Source organism: Flavobacterium sp. MMLR14_040 (genome assembly GCF_033657265.1).
Lineage (GTDB): Bacteria > Bacteroidota > Bacteroidia > Flavobacteriales > Flavobacteriaceae > Flavobacterium.
This window is the reverse complement of sequence record NZ_JAWVWO010000036.1, coordinates 1-19,645: the sequence shown is the minus strand read 5'-3', so window position 1 is coordinate 19,645 and position 19,645 is coordinate 1. Positions and strand designations below refer to the sequence as shown.

The 19,645-nt window shown below is 37.5% G+C and carries 5 protein-coding genes; 3 read left to right on the top strand and 2 right to left on the bottom strand.

Annotation, left to right across the window (positions count from 1 at the left end; translation table 11 throughout):
* Positions 1-4,345 (bottom strand): beta strand repeat-containing protein (locus SD960_RS23635; RefSeq protein ID WP_318806334.1); only part of this gene is annotated, 4,345 nt, incomplete at its 3' end.
* A 492-nt stretch (positions 4,346-4,837) separates the two neighbouring features.
* Positions 4,838-11,533: a hypothetical protein gene (locus SD960_RS23630; protein WP_318806332.1), complete on the bottom strand. Its 6,696-nt coding sequence runs from the start codon at positions 11,531-11,533 to the stop codon at positions 4,838-4,840.
* Positions 11,534-11,820: 287 nt separating this feature from the next.
* Here SD960_RS23630 and SD960_RS23625 point away from each other — a divergent pair, with 287 nt between their 5' ends.
* From SD960_RS23625 to SD960_RS23615, 3 genes are all read left to right on the top strand, one after another.
* Entirely contained in the window at positions 11,821-12,285 is a 465-nt protein-coding gene (locus SD960_RS23625; protein ID WP_318806331.1) for a regulatory protein RecX, read from the top strand.
* Between the two features lie 388 nt (positions 12,286-12,673).
* On the top strand, positions 12,674-16,882 hold the full coding sequence (locus SD960_RS23620; protein ID WP_318806330.1) for an Ig-like domain-containing protein: 4,209 nt from the start codon (positions 12,674-12,676) through the stop codon (positions 16,880-16,882).
* A 164-nt stretch (positions 16,883-17,046) separates the two neighbouring features.
* A partial coding sequence (locus SD960_RS23615; protein ID WP_318806329.1) for a hypothetical protein occupies positions 17,047-19,645 on the top strand: 2,599 nt, incomplete at its 3' end.

Below are 19,645 nucleotides of genomic sequence, written 5' to 3'. Positions count from 1 at the left end.
AACGTCCCTGGATTACATAATTGTTTCCGTTGTCAACACTATAGAAATCAACATACGGATTGGCATTGAAACTCACCCCGTCGTATCTGTCCTCGTATTCATTGGTTGCCCCTTGCACGTAACCTACCAGCATTTGCTTGAAGACTCCCTGTGTATTGGTCATGTTCAGCCATACGTGGTGTGCCTGGGCAGTTTCTTTTGATGCAGATTTGAAAAACTGCGTGTTATCGGCAGCTCCAAGACGCATGTCGTTGTTAAAGGTCACCGTTCCGCCAGCTTTGGCCGTTGCAAAGAAGGATTGTCCGGCGCCTATAAATCCCGATGGTTCCTCGTTATTATTTCCGGGTGTTCCTCCACTAATAGCACGTTCTTTTACCACTGTGCTTCCCGTTAAATTATAACTGGCATAATCATCTGTAGTATAGGTGTAGGCACCCGTTAAAGTAACCGGCGTGTTATGGGTCCAGAAATACAGGGTTCCCTCTAAAAGAGCTGTGTTTTGATCCAGGAATTTTTTGGCACTCAGCGCAGAAGGATATGGATTTCCAATCAAATAAGGTTTGCCTGCCGTTAGTGTTTCACCTAAAATCACACCATTGTTGGGCACGCCATTAAACTCAGCCGGATAATCTGTTTTTACGGTCAGCGAATAGGTCTGCGGTCCACGAATAATGTATCCTTTACCCACTTTCATAACCGTATTTTTATTGGTAATAACCCAATTATCGCCACTGTATCCAAAATATTTATCTCCTAATGTTAGTGGAGAAACATCCACCAGTTTTTGTGGGGTTACAGGTGTTGACCAGTATACGAAATCACCTCGACGAATTTTAGGGGCAATACGTTTGTATTTTATGTTTCCTGAGTTCACGGCATTATCATTTACCTGAACCAGACTTGAATGGTTCTCAAATGTCAACGATGCGGTTGGTGAAACCGTAAGTGCGTTTACAACCGTTAAGGTATAGTTTGAAGGTACTGTTATGGCTATTCCCGGGTTTATGGTAAGGGAGCAGGCAGTCAAATCAGAAGCTATTGTAAAGGCTCCCGCAATAATGGCTGCTTTGCTGGCATCAGGGATGCTGTTTGACCAACCTGTGCCGCTCCACGTCGTAGAGGATTGGTTGGTGATAACAACATCTGATGAAACTGCTGAAGTACAAGTGCCATTACTTACTGTAAATCTGTATGTTCCGGCTGCAAGACCTGTAATTTTATAGCTAGTTCCTGTGTTATTGATTGTATTGGAAACGAAGCCCGTTTGATTTATTGTCCAGTTACCTGCAGGTAAATTATTTAATGTTATACTTCCTGAAGTAGTACACGTAACATCTGTTTGTGTTCCTATACTTGGTATTGTTGGCAATGCATTTACTGTAATTGCAGTTGAAGATGTCGCTGAAGTTGCTGTACAACTATTAGGAACATTTCTATAATTAATACTAACTATTTTACTTCCTGATGTTAGATATCGTAGAGTAACCGTATTATCTGCGTTAGTTCCGCCAGAAACAATTGTATAATCTGTTCCTGCAGTTCCTGGGAATCCCCAAACATAATTAGACATCGCACCTTGGGTAGTATAAGTAACAGAAGTACCAATACAAGTTGATCCTGCAGGCTGAACATCAAATGTTGGTGTTGGTAAAGGATTGACTGTAACAGTTACTGTAAAAGTAGCACCCGCACAACCAGAAGAGGTTGGGGTTACTGTATATGTAGCAGTCTGAGCTGTAACAGAAGGATTTAAAAGTGTTCCTGTAATACTAGGTGATCCTGCACTTGCTGCACCTCCCGTAATTCCTCCCGTTACTGTTGGAATTCCCCAACTGTAGGTTGTTCCTGCAGGAATTGTTCCATTTGGAGTTACAGCAAAAGCAACACCTGTGCATGTCGATGTAGTAGTAGCAGAAATAACCGCTGTTGGTGTAGTTGTAATTGTTACAACATTACTTTCATTATATAAACAAGCTGTTCTTACATTGTTAATGTTAGGAACGTTGGCTGTATTTAAAGTAACCAATCTTTTAAACCTTCTTACAATGTTTGCAGCAGTATTATTTATAATCGCTGGCGGATCATAAGTTCTACCATTAGCACCAGATATATCTGTGTAACTACTTCCATCTGTAGAAATCTGCCATTGGAAATTAAGTTGTGGATTTTGAAAATTAACATCGTTTGAGTTATATTGTAATGATCCCTCTATAACAGCCGGATCGCCATTGCTGCAAAAAGTAACAGTTGCCGGTGCAGTAATCGTATTTGCCCCTGCATTGAATGCTGTCATAGAAAAGTCTACGACATTTCCTCCTGCATTTTCATAATAATCAAATACAAGATCGTCATCTCCATCCAGATTCACTAAAACATTGTTGTAAGTAGTAGAACCTTGTTCAACCCATCTGTCAAAGACTTTTGTTCCATTTAAAAATAAACGTATACCATCATCGCCAGTCATTGTAATTAAATAACAACCTGACTTAGTAGTTTTCATTTTATATCTTACTGCGAAACCTTCAGTAAGAATGCTTGCTCTTTGAACTCCATTTGAGTAAACGGGGAAACAATTTGCATCACCCCCAAAACCTTCATTAATAGTTTCGGTAGCTATGTTATAGGATCCGGCATAATTAGCTGTGGCAAATGGCTCCGGCGAAGCTCCTCCTGCATTGTAAATATGTCCTACCCAGGTATTAGTACCAAATTCATTTTGAGTCTCTTGTGTATCACCAATTGAGTTTAATGTTAAAACAATTCCGCCAGTACCTGCAATTCCAATATTTGAACAACTCCCTGTAGATAAAACAACTTTTATCTGTCCTGAAAATGGTGCGACCCAATTAGAAATTGTAGCTCCCGAAGCGGAAGTATTATTGCTGGTAGGACTAACTTCTAAATCTGTAGCAGCATTTAAAATATTAAGCTTTTCATTATTACTAGCGAAAACATTTCCAACTGCAAATGTGTAGGTATATCCCTTAACAACATTAACTAAAGCATATTGACCTGCAGTTGCATTTGCTGTAGTTTGTATCATGCTATTATCAATACAAAAAGTATATGTGCCTAATGATGTCGTTGGAGAGTCTCCATTAATTACAAAATTTGTCTCAGTTCTTGCACAAGATCCTGTTCCTACAGCTGCATAATATTTAGTAGTTCCTACTGTATTTGTATTAGCTAGACCAGATCCTGCAACGCCAACTGGATTGAATGGCGATCCCGTACCAATTAAGGTACCACCAGTTGCAGCTGTATACCAATTAACAGGCGTCATTATAAATTGTCCACCTGGCGGAGGTGTTACTGTCCAGGTATAATTACCATTAAAAGTACCCGATCCGTTGTTGTAAGTAGTAGAAATTAAGGTATAAACTACTCCGGCAGTTAAAGATGCATTCATGTTAGGCTCAGTTCCGCCACCAGAATTATTGTCATCATCACCAATTATCCAATTACCGCCACCAGGACATGTTCCCGGCGTAAAATTTCCTGAATAAATATACGCCATACCATCATATCCGTTAGAATCTGCCATTCTAAAATTATAGACTCCTGTCGTTCCAACTGTAAATGTTGTTGCTGTATAATTTCTTGTAATTCCTGGTGTAAAACCACATGTTGTACTGTTATTCATCGAAGTTGTAGGTATCAACGCAGTAGGATTAGAAGAGGCATTCCAGGAACCGGTAAAAGTATTTCCAGTAAAAGTATTATGTGTAGCTGTTAAACTTCCTGATCCTCCTTGACAAATTGATACACCTGTTGTAATTGGTGCAATACAAGTTACTGAACCATTAAATGTAAAATTATCAATTCCGTAGGTTCTATTGCCGTTACTTGATCCGTAAGCATATATCCTAAAGGTAATAGCTGCTCCAATATTTTGGAATGCTGTTCCAGATAATGAAATTGTAGCTGATGCTGATGCAGTTGCTCCAGTCCATATATTACTAGTGAATCCATCTAAACTAGATCTGACTGCAAAATTTGCAGGTCCCGATCCAGATCCTCCAGTTATACCTGCGTAGACAAAACTGTTAAAATTTATTTTGTATCCTGTATTTGGGGTCAAAGTAAATTGAAAATAGTCATTTTGATTAAAACTATTACTATCCCAATCAGTTCCTGTGTAAACTCCATTTACAGTAGCAGCTGTCACTCCAGATCCTTTGCTAATCCCGGATACAGTAATATTTGCATCTTTTACATCGCCAGTTGTATAAGTAGTATTACTATTTATATTGTTTGCGCTAAGTGGGTTTGTCCAAATCGATTGTCCAAAAGTTAGGACAGGGAAAATAATAAAAATGATAAATAAAAGTAGTTTTCTAATCATATAGTAGTGGTATTTGTGATTACATTTTGAAAAAAACTCATCAGTATTCTTTAAAAAATAAAAAACATTGATATTTAATCACTTACGATTTTATGATTAAAATGGTTTTAAATGTTAATGTTAAAATAAATTTTAACATTTTGAAAGCTTTTATTTACAAATGAAATTTTTGAAATAAATATGCCAAAACCAGTTCAACTTCCTAAAAAAGCTAACTCTTTAAATATCAGAACTTTTTAAAATAAAGTATTCCTTTTAAGATTATTCTAGTCCAAATAAAGCTTAAAAAACAATTTATTACAAGTATTTTATTTTAAAAATTAACTTTTCCGACAAATAGCATCAATTATCGATCAAATGCGCTTTTTTATTTTAACAAAACCACTATTGATTTAAAAACCCTACTTTTCATACCCGTTATTTTTTGATTTTTTCGCAAAAAAAAGTCCACTCGCCTATAACAAGTGGACTTTTTCGCTGTATTATTGCTTTTTAGTAAACTATTTTATATGTTTTTGTTTCGTTTGTATCTAAAATTACTTTCACTAATAAAACCTGATTTTTGACTTTTAAATTGTCAATTTTCACCAAAGTGTCTGACAAATCTACTGCCTTATAAATCATTTTACCAGTAACATCATAAATATAAACTGTGTCTACTTTTTCAATATTAGAAGTAATTGTAATTACCTTATTTTGAACAGCAACCAAAACATTTTTATCGTTCGCCTCAAATTCTCCCGAACCTAATGTTTTATTTACATAAGTCAATACAAAACGATCTGTATAAGTTCCCGTTGCAGTTGAAAAGGTATAATTGCTGCTCTTTAAATTATGAATAGTATTTGTGACTTTATCTTCAATATAAATAGTATGATTGCTTAAATCACCATCAGTATGGTCTATCGAAATTGTAAAATCGCCGGCAATAGTGCTTCTGTATCCTAATGGAACAATATCTGTATCTGTAAATGGCAAGGCACGGCCCTGAATTACATATTTATTATCGTTTGCGATACTATAAAAATCCAAATATGGATTACCATCAAATGTTACACCGTCGTATTTGCTTTCAAAATCATTAGTTGCTCCTTCAATATAACCAACCAGCATTTGCTTAAAGGCTCCTTCGCTATTCGTCATATTTAACCATAATCGATGTCTTTCAATTACTGAATTTGAAGTGTTTTCAGATTTAAAAAACTGAGAATTGTCAATCCCTCCCAATCGCATATTATTATTAAATGCAACCGTTCCTGCAGTATTAGCTGTTACAAAGAAAGATTGACCCGCTGCGATTTTACCGGTTGGAGTACTGTCATTATTCTGTGGTGTTCCCGTTGGTGCAGGTGTTCCTGTACCAACACCACCAGTAAAATTATAACTGGCGTAGTCATCCGAATTATATCGATAAGCACCTACCAAAACCACAGGAGTGTTATGTGTCCAAAAGTATAGCGTTCCGTCTAAAAATAGATTTGCATCTAAAAATAGATTTGCATCTAAAGCCGATGGATACGGATTTCCAATTAAATAAAATTTACCCGCGGCTACAGTTTCTCCAAATAAATCACCATTATTTGGCTGACCAATGAAAGAAGCTGTAAAAGTAATTCTATTAGTATTTGAATAATTTTGAGGAGCACGAATAATGTATCCTTTTCCAATTATCATAGTGGTATTTAGATTGGTGATTACCCAACGATCGCCATTATATCCAAAATATTTATCACCTAAAGTTAAGGGAGAAACATCAAAAAGTCTTTGCGGATTTACCGGTGTTGACCAATAAACAAAATCGCCCCTAAGAATTGGAGTAGTAGTTCGTTTATAAGTAATATTACCGGTATTGATCGCATTATTTATTTGTAATAAACTGGCATTATTTTCAAAAGTTACGCTTCCTCCATTATTTGACAATGAATTGGTTAACGTGAGGTTGTCTAAAGTTTGAATAGTAACGTTTACTCCTGCGTTTACAGTACAGCTACAGGCTGTAATATCTCCGGCACCACCGCCAGCAGAGATAAAATCTCCCGCAAAAATAATGTCCTGATCTGCTGTAGGTGTTCCATTAGACCATGAAGTGGTGTAGGTATTTGTAACCAGACTGGGCACAACTGCATTTGCAGAAATTACCGAAGTACAAATCCCATTACTTACTGTAAAAGCATATGTATTGGATGAAAGTCCGGAAATAGTAACAGCCGTTCCTGAATAAGGTTTTATTATTTCACCTGGATATAACGTTAATGTTCCTCCAACAGGTAATCCGCTTAAAGCAATACTACCTGTGAGAACCGCACATGCTGCAGGTGTTATAGCCCCTATAATTGGAGCTGTAGGTGATTCATTTATTAATACACTAAAATTTATTCCAGGGCTAGAAGTACAACTATTTGCATTTGTTACAGTCAAAGTTCCATTATAAGTTCCGGGTGCAGTTCCCGCAGGAACAGCTATTGAAATTGGACTAGTTGTTAATGTTGCATTGGTAACCGCTACAAAACTATTTGTAGGAGAAGCATTCCAAACAATGCTATAAGTTGCTGGAGAATTTGTGGTTCCTGTATAAGTTAAAGTTGTATTTTGAGAACTTGCACTTGAACATACAGGCTCAACTGTACCCAAAGTAATGGTTGTAAGAGGATTAACAACAACACTAAAATTCACACCAGAACTGGAAACACAAGAATTACCATTTGCTACAGTCAAAGTTCCACTATAAGTTCCGGGTGCGGTACCAGCAGGAACAGCTATCGAAATTGGACTACTTGTTAATGCTGCATCAGTAACCGCTGCAAAACTATTCGTAGGCGAAGCATCCCATACAATGCTATACGTCGTTGGAGAATTTGTGGTTCCTGTATAAGTTAAAGTTGTATTTTGAGAACTTGCACTTGAACATACAGGCTCAACTGTACCCAAAGTAATGATTGGCAAAGGATTAACAACAACACTGAAATCTACTCCCGAACTTGAAGTACATGAATTACCATTTGCTACAGTCAAAGTTCCAGTATAAGTTCCGGCTGTAGTTCCGGCAGGAACAGCTATTGAAATTGGACTAGTTGTTAATACTGCATCGGTAACCGTTACAAAACTATTAGCAGGAGAAGCATTCCAGACAATACTATACGTTGTTGGAGTTTGTGTCGTTCCTGTATATGCTAAAGTTGTGTTTTGTGCGAGGCTCGCTGCACAAACCGGCGCGACGGCACCAAGAGTTATAGTTGGCAAAGGATTGACAACAACACTGAAATCTACTCCCGAACTTGAAGTGCATGAATTACCATTTGCTACCGTCAAGGTTCCGGTATAAGTTCCGGCTGCAGTCCCGGCAGGAATAGCTATTGAAATTGGACTAGTTGTTAATGCTGCATTGGCAACCGCTGCAAAACTATTCGCAGGAGAAGCATTCCAGACAATACTATACGTTGTTGGAGAATTTGTTGTTGCTGTGTATGCTAAAGTTGTGTTTTGTGCGAGACCTGTTGTACAAACCGGTGCAACCGCACCCAACGTAATGGTTGGTAAAGGATTGACAACAACACTGAAATCTACTCCTGAACTTGAGGTACAAGAGTTTGCATTTTGAACTGTTATTGTTCCTGTATAAGTTCCGGCAGCTGTTCCGGCAGGAACAGCTATTGAAATCGGGCTCGCAGTTAATGATGCATTCGTAACCGTCGTGAAACTATTCGTCGGAGAAGCATTCCAGACAATACTATACGTTGTCGGAGAATTTGTTGTTCCCGTATAAGTTAATGTTGTATTTTGAGTACTTGCACTTGAACATACAGGAGCAACGGTACCAAGAGTTATAGTCGGCAAAGGATTAACAACAACACTAAAAGCTACTCCCGGACTTGAAGTACAAGAATTACCATTTGCTACAGTCAAGGTTCCGGTATAAGTCCCAGCTGCAGTTCCCGCAGGAACAGCTATTGAAATGGGACTAACATTTAAAGTTGCATTGGTAACTGCTGCGAAACTATTCGCCGGGGAAGCATTCCAGACAATGCTATACGTCGTTGGTGAATTTGTTGTTGCTGTATAAGCTAAAGTTGTATTTTGAGCACTAACGCTCGAACATACAGGCGCAACCGCACCCAACGTAATGGTTGGCAAAGGATTAACAACAAGACTAAAAGCAACACCAGAACTGGAAACACATGAATTACCATTTGCTACAGTCAAGGTTCCAGTATAAGTTCCGGCTGTAGTCCCCGCAGGAACAGCTATTGAAATTGGGCTCGCATTTAAAGTTGCGTTAGTAACCGCTGCAAAAGTATTCGCCGGAGATGCGTTCCAAACAATGCTATAGGTTGTGGGAGTTTGTGTCGTTCCCGTATAAGCTAAAGTTGTGTTTTGGGCCAATCCAGTTGCACAAACCGGTGCAACCGTACCAAGAGTTATCGTAGGCAAAGGATTGACAACAACACTAAATGCTACTCCCGGACTTGAAGTACAAGAATTACCATTTGCTACAGTCAAGGTTCCGGTATAAGTCCCAGCTGCAGTTCCCGCAGGAATAGCTATTGAAATTGGACTCGCATTTAAAGTTGCATTGGTAACCGTTGCGAAACTATTCGTAGGCGAAGCATTCCATACAATGCTATACGTCGTTGGTGAATTTGTTGTTGCTGTATAAGCTAAAGTTGTATTTTGAGCACTAACGCTCGAACATACAGGCGCAACTGTACCCAATGTAATAGTTGGCAAAGGATTAACAACAACACTAAAAGCTACTCCAGGACTTGAGGTACAAGAATTAGCATTTCGCACTGTTATTGTTCCTGTATAGATTCCAGCTGCGGTTCCCGCAGGAACAGCTATTGAAATTGGACTCGCATTTAAAGTTGCGTTGTTAACAGCTGCAAAAGTACTCGCAGGAGATGCGTTCCAAACAATGCTATAAGTTGTGGGAGTTTGTGTCGTTCCCGTATAAGCCAAAGTTGTATTTTGAGCAAGTCCTGTCGCACAAACCGGTGCAACTGTACCAAGAGTTATCGTTGGCAAAGGATTGACAACAACACTAAATGATACTCCTGGGCTTGAAGTACAAGAATTCGCATTTCGAACTGTTATTGTTCCTGTGTAGGTTCCTACGGCAGTTCCAGCTGGTACAGCAATACTAATTGGACTCGCATTTAAAGTTGCGTTGGTAACCGCTGCAAAAGTATTTGCAGGAGAAGCATTCCAAACAATGCTATAAGTTGTAGGAGTTTGTGTCGTTCCCGTATAAGCCAAGGTTGTATTTTGGGCAAGTCCTGTTGCACAAACTGGTGCAACCGTGCCAAGAGTTATAGTTGGTAATGGATTAACAACAACACTAAAAGCAACACCTGAACTGGAAACACATGAATTACCATTTGCTACAGTTAAGGTTCCGGTATAGGTTCCGGCTGCGGTTCCCGCAGGAACAGCAATTGAAATCGGACTAGCATTTAAAGTTGCATTGGTAACAGCTGCAAAAGTATTCGCCGGAGATGCGTTCCAGACAATACTATAAGTTGTGGGAGTTTGTGTCGTTCCTGTATAAGCCAAAGTTGTGTTTTGGGCAAGTCCAGTTGCACAAACCGGTGCAACGGCACCCAATGTAATGGTTGGCAACGGATTGACAACAACACTAAAAACTACTCCCGGACTCGAAGAACAATTATTGGCATTTCTCACAGTTAATGTTCCTGTATAAGTTCCGGCGGCAGTTCCTGCTGGTACAGCAATACTGATTGGGCTTGCATTTAAAGTTGCATTAGTAACCGCTGCAAAAGTATTCGCAGGAGAAGCATTCCAAACAATGCTGTATGTTGTGGGTGAATTTGTAGTTGCCGTATATGCTAAAGTTGTATTCTGGGCAAGCCCTGTTGCACAAACTGGTGCAACCGTGCCAAGAGTTATAGTTGGCAATGGATTTACAGTCACCGTTGTAAAACCTGAGTTTGAAGAAGTACAGGCGCCACTTTGCACAACAGCTCTAAATTGAGTTGTTTGACTAAGTGCTCCCGAAGTATAAGTTGTTAATGTATTTGGAATATCTGTCCATGTTGAAAACGGATTTACAGAAGATTGCCATTTCACAACAGTTCCTGTATGTCCGGTTAAAGTTAATTGAGCACTTGGGAAACCACTACAAATTGTTGTACCACCATTAACCGATCCTCCTACAGATGCAGGCGATACAGTAACAGTCGCGGTATTATTTGTAGTTGTATTAGAAACACAAACACCGGATGTTAATGATGTTATAGTTATATTACTTGTTCCTAAAGTGGTAAAACCAGTAGCGGTAAAGGTTCCAAAACCTGCTGTAGTGACTGTCATTTGTGCTGTTAAGGCAGTTCCGGCTGGACTGCTACGATTGTAAGTTACAGTATAAACCCCTGTTGGCAACAAGGTACCTGAAGAAGTAACCGTTACTAAAGAAGTTCCTGTTGTGACGCAAACATTGGCGGCTGAAGTTGAGTTAATTTGATAATTGGGACATGTATAGCTAACAATTACCTGACCTCTTGCTCCTGTACCACCAATCTGGGCAGCACCTAAAGCAGAATTAATAGCGCCAGAACCACCACCACCAGGTGCGGTTCCGGCATTTCCCGGACCAGTACCTAAAATTAAACTTGAGATCGCAGCTCCTCCAGCTCCTCCGCTTGGTGTAGCTCCTGTTCCACCTGCACCAGAAGTAAGTCCTAGTGATAAAACAGCAGAACTACCAGCTCCTCCGTTTGTACCGGGATTTTTTGTTGTTCCAACCGAGCCACTTGTTGAGCCTCCTGCACCTCCCAAAGGAGTATTGCCTGTTGTATTTGCCCCGCCTCCCGCTCCTCCGGCTGCGAAAATTGAGCTTTCAAAACCTAAAATTGTAGAACTTCCTCCCGCAGTTCCATCACCAAGTCCTCCTGCAGTAGTGCCTGCAACTGAAACGGATAAAGTGTTACTTGCCACAACTGTAATATTTGCCGTTGCATAAGCTCCACCGCCACCACCTGCGGCTCCTCTTCCTAAGAGTAATCCCGCGCCAGCAGCTCCACCTCCGGCTCCTCCTCCTCCCCAGGCTTGAACTGCCATAGTTGTAACTCCCGCAGGAACTACGACTGAGCCATTGGCTGTAAATGTGTGTGGAGGCTGAGCCCACAAAGAAGCATAGATAATAAAAAATAAGAAAGATAGTTTTAGCCTCATAATAGTGGTATTTAAGAGTTTAACAAATAATTTACTTGTACTATCTTTAAGGAAAAAGAACATTGATTTCAGTAAATGATTCATGTACTTTTTTCTTAAAAACGCACTATATCTAAGTTATTGAATTAAAGGTATTTATGCGGATAAAAGTAATATTTACTTACAAGAATTACATATTTAGAAATTTTCTATCTTTGTTTTCTTAAAAAATTAAGCTTTTAGTTGTAAATTCTTACTTTTAACTAAAAATATTTAATATTTCCACACTATCAATTTTCCATAACTATATGACAATCAAAGAAGCAATACAAAAACTAGAACACTTTTGTGCCTATCAGGAGCGTTGTCATGCTGAAGTAACTTCCAAACTATATGATTTGAAAATGACTACAGAAGAGATGGACCAGATTATTGTTCACTTAATTCAGGAAAATTTTTTAAATGAAACTCGTTTTGCATGCAGTTTTGCCCGAGGAAAACATCGTATTAAACATTGGGGTAAAATCAGGATTACAAATGAGTTGAAATTCAGGCAAATTTCTAATGCTAATATAATTTTGGCTTTAAAAGAAATTTCTGCTGAAGAATACCAAAACACATTTGATGAACTTTCTGAAAGATGCTGGTATAATATAAGTGAAAAAAACACTTTAAAAAAGCGAAAGAAATTTTGTGATTATTTATTAAGAAGAGGTTATGAAAGTAATTTGGTCTATGATAAATTGAAAGAATTTGAACAAAATTTGAAGTGATTTTTAACTTTTAAAAGTTGTGAGGAAAATCTCTTTTGCATTTTAAGTAACAATCGTAAAAAACCTATAATTTTAATAAAATTAAAGAATGTCAGAAAATGGTTATTTTGAGGATAATTCACCATATCTGACGTTTTTTTGATAATTAGTTCAAAAAAACACGTTCATTTATGTTTATATTAGCGATTTTTCTTATTTTTGACTTTGTCAATTTATAAGAAATAACATAAATTGTTATTTTTTTTGATGTAGTTCAACGACTTTTTTAACATTTCATCGATTATATAGCGCTTCCGAAAACCTCATTTCAAACAAACACGTAGATGTATCTATCTTTGCTCGGTCAATTTATTATGCCAGCATAACAACCTGATAGAAAACATTTAACATGAAGAAAACTTTACTTTTATTTTTATTTTTACCTTTTTTTGGATTTAGCCAAGTTGACTTAATAAAATGGGATGCTGCATCAAACAGTAATCGATTCACACCTACAAATATTGCAGGTACAATAACTGGCCAAAATGTAACATCAAACGGTGCAAGTTTATCTTATGTTTATGAAAATGATAATAGTGTGTTTTTTCAAACAGGAAATTGGCCGACTCCTGCAGATAAAGGCGGTGAATATGATCCTGCCAAATATGTTCAATTTGCAATAAAACCAAATACAAACTATAAAGCTGACTTAAGCACTTTTACTTTTGAATGCAGATCAGGATCTGGAAAATTTAGAATTAAGTATTCTAAAGATGCAACTTTTGCCACTGGAGTTAAAGATTTGATGACCGAAACAGCATCTACAAATTCGTGGACGACTTATAGCCCAAGCTTTTCGACAGAAATAAATCCGGCTCTGAGTACCGAAACTGTTTACATCAGAATTTATTCTTATAGCACTTACAATACTTTTGAAATAAAAACAGGTACCAAAAATACCAATATAGTACCTCTTTTGAGAGGAACAATAACAAACTTTGACTCTACTAAAATTTTAGCTATAAATGATTATGTAGATACAAAAAAAGAATTAGCAGTTAATATCAATGCGTTAAATAACGACGTAAAAAAAGAAAATGTTACTTCACTTGTAATTTCTACTCCACCATCAGCTTCAACAGGAACCGTAATTATTAATCCGGATAAAACAATAACTTTTAATCCTACAGTAGGTTTTACGGGTTCAGCTGTTTTTAATTATACAATATCAAATGCAACCGAAACTTCAACAGCTACTGTAAAAGTAACAATTGCAGATAATACAGATGATACATTGTCTCTTTGGAACGGAGCTTCAAATGGTTTTAATCCGGTTACAAATGCTTATGTTAATTCAAATTCACCAATAACCGCTACCGGAGCATCATTAAATTATCAGTATCAAAATACAAATACAGCTTTTTTTCAAACGGGAAGTTGGCCAAATCCATCGGAAAATGGTGGTAGTTACGATGCAAACAAATACATTCAATTTAAAATAAATCCTGACTCCAATCACCAATTAACTTTAAAGCAATTTAACTTTACTTACAGAGGTGCAAATGGTCAGAAATTCCAGGTTAGATATTCGAAAGATGTCAATTTTGCAACAGGAGTTAAAGTCTTGATTCCTGAAACAAGTAGTGCTTCGAATTGGACTAATTTAAGCGGTACTTTTTCTTCGGATACAAACCCGGTGCTTAATACAGAAACTGTCTATGTAAGATTTTATGTATATAGCACTTATAATACTTTCGAAATAAAAAATGGGAATGGTAATAGCGAAGGCCCTGCTATAACTGGTACGGTAAAAGACATTAAAACCCTAACTGCAAACGATGATTTTATATCAACTCCAATTAATGCAGCTGTAGTGATTCCAATTTTAGCAAATGATGTAGTTGGTGGTTCTGCTTTACAAGCAATTACTGTTACACAACCTTCAAACGGAACTGTAACTGTAAACGGTACAACTAATATCACTTTTACACCAGCAAGTAATTTTGCGGGAACAGCTACATTTACATACACATTACGTAATGCAAATTCAAATTATTCTTCTGCAACAGTTTATGTAAACGGAACAGCACCATTATGTACTGCTACGCCAACTGCCGGAATGAACTACTGGAAAGGTTTTGTTTATACTTACACAGGTAATACACCTTTAGCAACAACCTATGTAGGATCTATAGCCGAAAAAGCAATTTTTGACAGAAATGTTGGTGAAAGTACCATTACCGGAGATACAACTGTAGAAGCAAACAATTTTTGCGGTACTGCACCAAGCGACAAATTTCTTGTTCGTTATTTAATGCAAACTAGCGTAACAACAACTGAGACGTACAGTTTTAATATTGGAGGAGATGACGGTGTTCGATTGTATATTGATGGAAATTTAGTTACAATGAGCCCTACAAATTCATGGGGTGATCATAGTTATATCAGATACGCAGCACAATATACTTTAACAGCCGGAACTCATAATTTTGTATTGGAATATTATGAAAATGCACAAGCTGCGAGAGTTTCATTTTCATATGGTGCTGTAAAAGGCGATACTACTTTTCCGTTTGGAGATTATAAATGGAACGTTTATGGTTTTACACTGCCAGACATTTCATTAGTAGCAGCAAGTTATGCAGGTACTTACGTAGATTCTAATTTAAATATCAACACGCAGACATTCTGGAACAAAACAAAATCGCCTTCTTATTACTCAGGTTGGCAAGGAGCTCCAATAGATATTGATCAATTTGCAATTACATATAAGCGTCAGGGATTTGCTTGTGGACGTTACCAAATACAATTAGTAAACTGTGATGATGTTGCTGAAATTTATATAGATGGAACAAAAATATTTACTCAAAATGGTTATACTACTGCATCAACATTGATTAATAATGGGCAGACTTATCCTTTAAACGCTAACTCAAAAGTTGAAGTACGCTTAAGAGAAGATGGTGGCGATGCAAATGTTGCGATTAATTTTATTGATGCTCCTTCAGTTTATGACGGATCGACGAATGTAATTCCAACAGGTTCTTCAATAATTGTAAATAATGATTTAACCCTAACGGGAAATCTGGAAGTTTGTTCCTGTACAGTAGCTGCAGGTAAAACTTTTACCATACCGGCTGATTTAACATTAACAGTTAATGAAAACATTATCGTAAATACAAATGCCAAACTTGTTATAAAAAACAACGGATCATTAGTACAAACAAATAATACTGCAACATATACAGGAAGTGCTGATTCGTTTCAAATGGAACGTATCTCGACTCCTATGAAAAACTTTGATTATACTTATTGGTCATCTCCTGTTATAGGACAAAAACTAAAGGTATTATCTCCAAATACATTAGGTGACAAATATATGTCATATAATGGAACTTCATGGGCAATTGAAAATGGTAATAACGTAATGAAAGCAGGAAAAGGATACATCATTCGCGTTCCTAAGCCAAATAGTACTTATTCAAATGGTAAAGATTATTGGACAGGAACTACTTATGCTCAGCCGGTAAATTTTATTGGAATCCCAAACAATGGAATTATAACCGGTGAAGCACTTAAGGCTGGTAGTCCTCAATTAATTGGTAATCCATATCCATCAGCATTAGACGCCGACGCTTTTTTATCAAACACAAACAATTCATTTTTAGAAGGGACTATATATTTCTGGACTCATAATACAAAAATTACGAATAACAAATATACTTCTGATGATTATGCTGCTTATAACAGACTTGGTGGAATAGCGACAAAGGCAGAAAGCTCAAAAACAGGAGGAGCCAACACAGATACTCCAAAAGGAAAAATTGCTGCCGGGCAATCATTCTTTGCTGTTACAAAAACAGCTGGAAATGCATACTTTAATAATAGCATGCGTGCTATTGGAAATAACTCTCAGTTTTTTAAAGCTGCAAGTTTAGAAAAACATCGTGTATGGCTTAATTTGACCAATGATGAGGGTGCTTTTAAGCAAACTTTAATTGGATATGTAAACGGAGCAACAAACGATTTTGATAACGATTTTGACGGAGCAGTTTTTAATCAAAATGCTTATGTGAATTTCTATAGCATTTATAATGAATCAACATTATTATCCATTCAGGGACGTGCTTTGCCACTAGAGAATAGTGATGTTGTGCCATTAGGATATTCATCAACAATTGCTGGAGATTTTACAATTGCAATTGATAATGCAGATGGTGATTTAGCAAGCAAAAGTATTTTTATTGAAGATAAAACATTAGGAACTATTACTAATTTATCTCAGACCGATTACAAGTTTACTACAGCGATAGGTACTTTTAATGACCGTTTTGTTCTGCGTTATACAAATAAAACATTAGGAACAGGAGATTTTGAAAGTGCAGCAGAAACTGTTGTAGTTGGAGTTCAAAATAAAACGATAACGATAAATTCAACAAAAGAAAATATAGATACGGTTTATATCTATGATATTTCAGGCAAATTATTATACAAGAAAAAACAAGTTGGTGATACACAATTAACTATTAGCAATCTCGGTATTAATCAACAAATAATTCTTGTAAAAGTGATTTTAGAAAATGAACATATAAATACCGTAAAATCAATGTTTAGATAATATATCAAATTTAGTACTAAATCCGACAGCGAAAGTTGTCGGATTTTTTCGGATAATGATAATTGCAATAAATAATCAAATGCAGATAGTCATATTTTAAAATAAAATCAAAAAACTAATAATTCATAATTGCCCCAAAGAAACTATAACCAAACCTAAATTGTATGTCCCCAAAAATACTTTTAATCATTCGTTCTTTATTTTTTAAAAATATAGGAATACTTTTTTTTCTGGTTTCCTTTAATGTGTTAAGCCAAAGCACCATTATTCCTGTCTCAAGAATCCACACCGACTGGAAAGGATATTGGACATCAAATGCTGTAACAGTATCAGGAAACAGACCCGACAGAGAGAATAATTTATTGGCTTTTTCATGGAACGGTGTAACTTATTCTACCGGTGTTAATGACAATATACTTACTAGCAATGGAGTAACTTTTAATGCTCAAAAATTTAGGGCATTAAAAATTCAAACTTTAGGATTAGACACAAATATGTATTATCTGCAAGGCTCAATGATAGACGAATCAGCAGGCAGTGCTTTTTTACGTCCCGCATTAACCGGAACAACCTCTACAGGAGCTGAACTTGCTTCCAGACTTACAGATGGGACCAATGGTTTGAGCCTTGGAACAGGTATTGCCAATATAAAAGCAGGTGTAGCCGAATTTAAAATTGGAACCAACAATATAAATATTAACGGTTTAAATGATAATGTTCCTGATATAATTGTAACACAGGTAGCAGAGCCAGGAGGTCAATTTGATACCTTCAAATTTGTAGATGCGGCAGGAAACACAGTTGGAACTGTATTATCTATAAAATTTGATACAGTAACAGCAATTGGTACTTATAGCCTTGATTTATTCAGAGCTGATAATGGTGCTGTCGCTTTTACTCCTGCTGCAACAAGGGATATCAGAATGTTAGGAATTGAAGCAAGTGCATTTGGTATTAATGCTTCTAATGCAGCATCGGTAGATCGTTTTGTAGTTACTTTTTCAGGAAGTTCAGATTGTGCCTTTATTGCTTTTAATAGTAATTCATTAAAAATTGCAGAATTAAGTCTTGTTAAAAAAGCCTCAATGTCATCTTGTGGTAAATTAGGCGATAAGATCAATTATACTTTTGAAGTTACCAACACTAGAGATGTGCCAATTACGGATATTACTGTTACTGATCCACTGGTGCCAACTATTACAGGCAATCCAATTGCTTCGCTGGCTCCAGGAGTAAAAGCGACATTAACAGGTACTTATACAATTACAGCTGCTGATGTGGCCGCTGGTAGAGTTGTGAATTCAGCAAAAGTAACCGGAAAAGATCCTTCACTAAATATAATTGAAGATATTTCGGGAGCTACAAATAATGATAACATTGCAACGACAACTATTTTATTGACACCACCAACAACAGGAACTCCAACACCTGTAACCTGTACTGCCCAAGGAACCGTGACATTAACAGATATGCCTTCTGGTACCTGGACATTAGAAAGAAATCCTGGCGCTGTTACAACATCTGGTTCGGGAACCAGTTATACAGTAACTGGTCTTGCGGTCGGAACGTATGCTTTTAGAGTAACAAATAGCGTTGGTTGTAAATCACCATCTACGCCAAACGTTGTCATCACCAACCAATCCTCCACAACCTGGAGTGGCACAGCGTGGTCAAACGGTACCCCTGATGCCAGCAAAGCAGCCATTATTGCGGGAGCCTTTACAATAACTTCTGATTTGACGGCCTGCTCCCTTACCATAAACCCGGGAATAGCCATAACAGTACCTTCAAACTATACCCTTACGGTTGTAAACGCACTTACGGTTTCACCAACCGCATCCCTGACATTCGAGAACCATTCAAGCCTGGTTCAGGTAAATGATAATGCCGTGAACTCAGGAAACATAAAATACAAACGTATTGCACCTAAAATTCGTCGAGGTGATTTCGTATACTGGTCAACACCGGTAACCCCACAAAAACTGGTGGATGTTTCTCCTTTAACTTTAGCGGATAAATATTTCGGATACAGTGGCGATAATTGGGTCATTACCAATAAAAACACGATTATGAAAGTGGGTAAAGGCTATATCATCCGTGGACCGCAAACCTATTCGCTGACCGTAAAAACAGATTATCCGGCTGAATTTAATGGCGTGCCCAACAATGGTGTGATTTTAGGTGAAACGCTAACGGCAGGCAAACCTTATTTGATTGGAAATCCATATCCTTCTGCGCTGAGCGCCAAAAAATTCCTGGACCAAAACACAGCTCTTTTAGAGGGAACCCTGTATTTCTGGACCCATAACACACCGGTTACTTTAACAGGTGCCTACACCTATACGACAGATGATTATGCCAGTTATAATTTAACGGGAAGCACAGTGGTAAAAGAACGTGCCATTACCGGAGGAACACCCGGAAATAATAACGAGGAACCATCGGGATTCATAGGCGCCGGACAATCCTTCTTTGCAACGGCCAAAGCTGGCGGAACAGTGACCTTTAACAATGACATGAGACTTGGAGCTGCAGATAACACGCAGTTTTTCAAATCTGCATCAAAAGAAACTGCCCAGGCACATCGCGTATGGCTGAACATGACCAATACACAGGGAGTATTCAAGCAAATGCTGGTAGGTTACGTGCAAGGGGCAACCAATGAATACGAAGACAGATACGACGGGGTGAGTTTCAATGCCAATCCGTATGTTGATTTCTATAGTGTTGACAACGGAAACAATTATGTAATCCAGGGACGTG

Excerpts from the sequence above, each read along its gene's own strand:
- SD960_RS23630 (WP_318806332.1), bottom strand. The coding sequence starts at position 11,533 with ATGAGGCTAAAACTATCTTTCTTATTTTTTATTATCTATGCTTCTTTG.
- SD960_RS23625 (WP_318806331.1), top strand. The coding sequence starts at position 11,821 with ATGACAATCAAAGAAGCAATACAAAAACTAGAACACTTTTGTGCCTAT.
- SD960_RS23620 (WP_318806330.1), top strand. The coding sequence starts at position 12,674 with ATGAAGAAAACTTTACTTTTATTTTTATTTTTACCTTTTTTTGGATTT.